This is a genomic window from Rhizobium sp. SEMIA 4085 (assembly GCF_013004495.1).
Taxonomy (GTDB): Bacteria; Pseudomonadota; Alphaproteobacteria; order Rhizobiales; family Rhizobiaceae; genus Rhizobium; species Rhizobium gallicum.
Map to the genome: position 1 here is coordinate 1 of NZ_JABEPH010000411.1, position 4,833 is coordinate 4,833.

The window sequence follows — 4,833 nt, forward strand, 5'->3', positions numbered from 1 at the left end:
GTTCCATCCATAGCCGTCGAAAAAGCCATAGGTCTGTCCGTGGGTATCGGGCGGAAGCTGCTCGAATCCTGCGATGATATCCTCTGCCACGCCACGCAGTTCGACCGGAAGGGCCGGCACGGCTTTACCGCGAAGCGCTGAAGGGCTTTGCCATGCGCCGATTGTCGCGGCGCCGGCATCCGCCATTTGCTCCTTGTCGAGCCGGTGAAGCTCGGTGTAAAACTGCCCCAATGCATCGCCAAGGCGCCGGCGCACATGCTCCGGCAGCCTGTCATATTCGGCCGCAAGCAGATGTTCGCCCTTCAGCTTCTCATGAAGAGAAAACAGGTGCCGGCCTCTCTGAAGAATGCGCAGCTCCGGGACGGCCATTGAGACCCTGGGCCGGACGACGGCAAGCAATGCGGCCTCCCTCACAAGCGCCTTTTGTGCGACCTCATTGCGGGGAAACTTGAAGATCAGCCGGTCATCCACGTCAACGGCGATCGAATCCCAGCCTACCGGGGCGAGCTCGAACGTCGATGCGGCCAAGTCCGGATACTCGCTGAGAATGATGTCCCGGAACTGATCTATCTTTTCCGTTGTCATGGTGGCTTTCGTCGGTCATCGACTAGCGCGGCAAGATATGCAATTCGTAAGCACTGGCAACGCCGCCTCGTAATCGCGGCCAATGCACTCTTGGGTCAGTTTCGCATCACCCATCGAACGCCGGCAGCGGCGGCCAGCCCCAGAACTGGCCATATCGCCCAAAATATCCCGTGCCACGACAGCAGGTTGATCGCGACCATGCCAAGCCCGGCGACGCCGAGGGCGGCAATGCCCCGATCGATGCGGTTCTGGTTCCGCACCCATATCATTGCCGTCAAGACAGCAAAGGCCAGAAGCGGCCATGCCGCCCAGAAGACGCCCCGCCAGGAGAGAAGATTAACGACAACCAGCAAAGCGCTCAACAAGGCGAGCAGACCAAACATCTTGCGAGCCTTTGCGCCAAGCGACCAATTGGTCACTGCCGGAGCCTTCGGTCGGTTCGTTGCAGCCTCCGGCTGCGGGGCGCTTTTTATGTCTTCGCCTATGCGCACGGCATAGCTCGGCACGGGTTCCGTGACATTCTTCACCACCAAAGGCCCGAGAAAATCGAAACCGACGGCCACCTTGTTGCGGACCTGGTCGTAGACGGTATTCGATATCACGATCCCGCCGGCGGCGGCAGACGCCTGCAGCCGCGCGGCAATATTGACACCGTCACCATAGAGATCGTCGCCTTCGACGATCACATCGCCGAGATTGATGCCGATCCGGAACAGCATGCGACCGTCCGCCGGCCGCGTAGCGTTCATGCCTGCGAGCTCGTTCTGAACGTCGACTGCCGCACGCACCGCCTCGACGACGCTCGGAAAATCGGCGATCAATCCGTCGCCCCAGGTATTGATCACCCGCCCTCCGTGCAACGCGATGAGCCGCGACATCGCATCGCGATACCGCTTCAGCATCGCCAGCGTGCCCTCCTCATCCGCACCCATCAGGCGCGTATAATCCTGCACGTCGGCGGAGAAGATCGTGGTCAGCTTGCGTCGCGTTTCGCTCATGAGGTCCCGTCGTATCTCCTAGTGTCCAATCAGCAAAGCTAGGGCAAGTCGTCAATAAATCCGGTTCCGTAAGCGCGATTTGCGCAATGTCCGTTTTGCTGCGAAAAGGATTTGGCTGCCGTTAGAAGCATTCGAGCGGGCTTACGCTACCGTCTCGAATGGGACGCCGGGGACCGTCATATGTTTCACTTCAACGCGGCAATTTCCAGCGCGCCGTCCGAGTGGAGCGCAAGACGCAAGATACGGGGTGCGTGACTGGAAAGGCATACCTGCCCGGTATCGAAGTGGTACAAATCTCGTGGTTGCGGTTGATCGCGATGGACGAAAGCGGCATAGCTGCATTATGTACGATGAGGACAATCTCCGCTAAGGCCCTACAATGGTGAATTATATCGAAGCCTCCTCCGCGCCGCCGAAGAATACCGGCGCCATCCGGCTCTATGGTCCCGAGGCCTTCGAGAGCATGCGCAAGGCGTGCCAGTTGACCGCCCGCTGCCTCGACGAACTCGCGGCGATCGTCAGGCCGGGCCTTCCGACCGAGGCGATCGACCGGTTCGTCTTCGAATTTGGTATGGACAACGGTGCCCATCCGGCGACGCTCAATTATCGCGGCTATACCAAATCCACCTGCACCTCGATCAACCATGTCGTCTGCCACGGCATTCCGGACGCAAAACCGCTTCGCGAAGGCGATATCGTCAATATCGACGTTACCTTCGTGCTTGACGGCTGGCACGGCGATTCCAGCCGCATGTATCCGGTCGGGCAGATTAAGCGTGCCGCCGAACGTCTCCTCGAAGTCACGCATGAAGCGTTGATGCGCGGCATTGCCGCCGTCCGCCCCGGCGCGCGCACCGGCGCGATCGGCGAAGCGATCCAGACCTACGCAGAAAGCGAACGCTGCTCGGTCGTCCGCGATTTCTGCGGCCATGGCGTCGGCCGCCTCTTCCACGATTCGCCGAACATCCTGCATTACGGCCGGGCCAACGAGGGTCCGGAGCTGCGCGAAGGCATGATCTTCACGATCGAGCCAATGATCAATCTCGGGCGTCCGCATGTGAAGGTGCTTGCCGATGGCTGGACGGCGGTCACCCGCGACCGGTCGCTTTCTGCGCAATACGAACACACCGTCGGTGTCACGGCCGGCGGCTGCGAGATCTTCACGCTTTCGCCCGGCACCCTCGACCGGCCAGGCCTGCCGCTCAACGGGTGAACGCAGATCGCGAAAGGTCCTGTGTTCCACACGAACGGTGAACTGAACCCGACACCGCGGTTTGCCGCCCAAAGAACCGCGCACGCGCGACATCACGTGCCGTTATGCCGAACTCGGCATAAGGCTACGGATATGTCCGATGCCCTTGAACAATATCTGAAGTTGCGGCGCTCACTCGGGTTCAAGCTCCAAACTCAGGAGAGCCGCCTGCGCAATTTTGTGAGGTATGCGACTGCGCATGGCGAACTGCGGGTCACCGCGAAGATTGCGGTGGATTGGGCAAGCCACCAATGTGGTCCCGCAACGTGGTCGTCGCGCCTTTCGACGGTCAGAGCTTTTGCCCGCCATCTCCAGGTGGTCGACCCCCCGAACCGAGATTCCGCCTTCGTATATCTTTCCACCACAACGAAGACCGCGTCCTTTCATCTATTCAGACGAACAGATCGCCGATCTCCTGAAGTCGATGCTCGACCTGCATCCTGGAAGCTTCCGAGGGCCGACATATCATTACTTCTTCGGCTTGCTGGCATCCACCGGACTTCGCTTCTCAGAGGCCGCGCGGTTGCTTCGTGAGGACGCCGATCTGAAAGCAGGCATGCTGACGATCCGCGAGACGAAGTTCGGAAAGACCCGCATCGTGCCGCTGCATCCGAGTACGACGCTGGATGCGCCTCTCCGAGCTACTGGGCCTTGATCGAAGTGCCATCACCATCGGCACAGGAGCGCACATCCGGTGTTTCGGGAAGGGGCGCAAGGAACGCGCTACGCCGATAACCGGAATGCTCAAAGTTACGCTCAAGGCCTGGTTGGACGAGCCACCGGTGGGGAACGGCAATTCTCTTTTCCCGACCGTTCACGGCGGGCGAATGAGCCCTGATGCCGTTCAGTATCTTCTGGCAAAATACGTGTCGACGGCGTCGAAGGGCGGCTCGTCGTTACGATCAAAGCGGATATCACCCCATGTCCTTCGACATAGCGCGGCAATGGAGTTGCTGGATGCCGGTGTCGACAGCACGGTGATCTCATTGTGGCTCGGCCATGAGTCCACGCGGTCCACACAGCCGTACTTGCATGCCCACCTGGCAATCAAGGAGGCCGCTCTAGCCAAGATCGACCCGTTCAATGGACAATCGCCTGGCCGGTTCAGGGCTGGCGACGAGTTATTGGCGTTTCTCGACAAACTTTGATCCCTGCCGGAGCTATTGACATCGCGGTGAGGGCCGCGATGTCAGGTCGAGCCGTCCAATCATCAAGGAACTTTCACTAGGCAGGAAAGCGCCACAAGCGCACATTGCGGCTATCGCAGAACCCCGTACTATGCGCCGTCGCAAAAGTTAGGAAAACAAGTGTCGCTTCTATCGGGATTTTCGCGAGGGTGCTCATGCAGGTAACGATCCAGCTCGTCAGAGATCCGGGTTCACATGAACGGTCCGCCATTGCCGCGTCGCTGATTGAGTTCAACGCGTCTCGTATCGGGCGTCCGACCGAAGATAAACTGCTAGTTTTAACTGTCACTGAGCCCGAAACGGGAAATATCATTGGTGGGCTTTGGGGCAGCACGATTCATGACCACCTGCATGTCGATCTACTGGTAGTGCCGGAAGCGCTTCGCCATGGTGGTATTGGCCGTCGTCTCATGGCGCTCGCTGAGCAAGAGGCGATAGATCGCGGCTGCCGAGGCGCGTGGCTCACGACCCACAGCTTCCAGGCGCGCGGATTTTACGAACGGCTTGGGTATGAGGCCTTCGGGATCATGGATGATTATCCACCGGGACACAGCTTCATCTTTCTGAAGAAGCGATTTGAGACGCCCGGACATGTAGCGCCATGAGCCAGCTGCCGTCATCGCCGCGTAGCACGCCCCTACGGTTGTTACCGCCGCTGGTGACCATGTCTCGTATCGCTTCTTCGAATTCTTCACCGCCAATATTCGCAATCCCAGCACCCGCAGGGCCTATGGGCGTTGGCCCACACCTCGCGAGGCCAGCGGCATCGCCGCCCTTATTGTCTGCGTCGTCTCCACGTTGGGCAATGCCG

Annotated in this window: 6 protein-coding genes; 4 read left to right on the forward strand and 2 right to left on the reverse strand. The window is 59.7% G+C overall.

The window, feature by feature from the left end; genetic code table 11:
- Both C9413_RS27835 and C9413_RS27840 read right to left on the reverse strand, forming a co-directional pair.
- Positions 1 to 585, reverse strand: a 585-nt coding sequence (locus C9413_RS27835; RefSeq protein ID WP_170251197.1) for a phosphotransferase, incomplete at its 3' end; no start/stop codon positions are given.
- A gap of 95 nt (positions 586 to 680) precedes the next feature.
- On the reverse strand, positions 681 to 1,583 hold the full coding sequence (locus C9413_RS27840) for an adenylate/guanylate cyclase domain-containing protein (RefSeq protein ID WP_039844752.1): 903 nt from the start codon (positions 1,581 to 1,583) through the stop codon (positions 681 to 683).
- Between the two features lie 379 nt (positions 1,584 to 1,962).
- Here C9413_RS27840 and map point away from each other — a divergent pair, with 379 nt between their 5' ends.
- The 4 genes from map (at position 1,963) to C9413_RS27860 (ending at position 4,627) form a co-directional block, all read left to right on the forward strand.
- The gene (gene map, locus C9413_RS27845; RefSeq protein WP_039844751.1) at positions 1,963 to 2,796 is read left to right on the forward strand and encodes a type I methionyl aminopeptidase; all 834 of its coding nucleotides are present in this window, start codon (positions 1,963 to 1,965) and stop codon (positions 2,794 to 2,796) included.
- 463 nt (positions 2,797 to 3,259) lie between these two features.
- Complete coding sequence (locus C9413_RS33870; RefSeq protein ID WP_052451513.1) at positions 3,260 to 3,490, forward strand: tyrosine-type recombinase/integrase; 231 nt, start codon at positions 3,260 to 3,262, stop codon at positions 3,488 to 3,490.
- Positions 3,462 to 3,983 carry a tyrosine-type recombinase/integrase gene (locus C9413_RS27855; protein ID WP_039844750.1) on the forward strand — a complete coding sequence of 174 codons (522 nt, stop codon included), beginning with the start codon at positions 3,462 to 3,464 and terminating at the stop codon, positions 3,981 to 3,983. The genes C9413_RS33870 and C9413_RS27855 overlap by 29 nt, the downstream gene beginning before the upstream one ends.
- A gap of 194 nt (positions 3,984 to 4,177) precedes the next feature.
- Positions 4,178 to 4,627, forward strand: coding sequence for a GNAT family N-acetyltransferase (locus C9413_RS27860; protein ID WP_039846736.1), 450 nt, complete (start codon positions 4,178 to 4,180; stop codon positions 4,625 to 4,627).
- The last annotated feature ends 206 nt before the right edge of the window (positions 4,628 to 4,833 follow it).